Origin of the sequence: Streptomyces sp. P17 (assembly GCF_032436805.1) — a bacterium.
Classification (GTDB): Bacteria; Actinomycetota; Actinomycetes; order Streptomycetales; family Streptomycetaceae; genus Streptomyces.
The window spans coordinates 1-570 of sequence record NZ_JAVRBF010000258.1; the positions used below are offsets into that span (position 1 = coordinate 1).

The 570-nt window shown below is 59.8% G+C and carries 1 protein-coding gene; it reads right to left on the reverse strand.

Going from position 1 to position 570, the window contains the following annotated elements:
* Nucleotides 1-127 precede the first annotated feature (127 nt).
* Entirely contained in the window at nt 128-490 is a 363-nt protein-coding gene (locus tag RMT89_RS40725; RefSeq protein WP_315888793.1) for a hypothetical protein, read from the reverse strand.
* Nucleotides 491-570: the final 80 nt, after the last annotated feature.

The following is a 570-nucleotide window of genomic DNA, read 5'->3' on the forward strand; positions in this document are numbered from 1 at the left end:
GCCTTTTGCTTTTGTGTAAAATCAATGTGTTACAAGAAATATTGCGGAATAGCGGCTATTTTTCACATCAGTTGCAGAGACATGCGGCCCGCGCATATCTAGACCAGCACCATCTGCCATGGATCGGTCAGGAGCGCCTGTAGATACCAACCGCCAGCACTATCAGAGACGATACTGCGCAGGCCGCAGCGACAACCGTATCGCCCTGCATTAACCATGCCACCGCCCACGACGTGAGCGCCCACGCCGTCCAATCCAGCGCGCAGTCCCACCACAGAAGTCGAGAACGACGCGGCCACCACTGAGCGGCTTCCCAGATCGCGTAACCGATCAGGGACATCGCCAGCGCGACCATCGGAGCCGCGCCCACCAGTAAAACCAGCATCACCAGCGCGGCCAGCCCTTGATGCGCGCAAAACCGCGTGGCCCAGCCCTCGGCGTCAGGCTCGGCGCCAGGGGTGTCAAACAGATCTCGGATCAGTCGGATCATAGCTGCCCCACCCACTGACGGATCGTCGCTCGCTCCGTCTCGCTAGGGGTTCTGTCAAGCAGCACCAAACCGGTGCTTTC

Excerpts from the sequence above, each read along its gene's own strand:
- RMT89_RS40725 (WP_315888793.1), bottom strand. The coding sequence starts at position 490 with ATGATCCGACTGATCCGAGATCTGTTTGACACCCCTGGCGCCGAGCCT.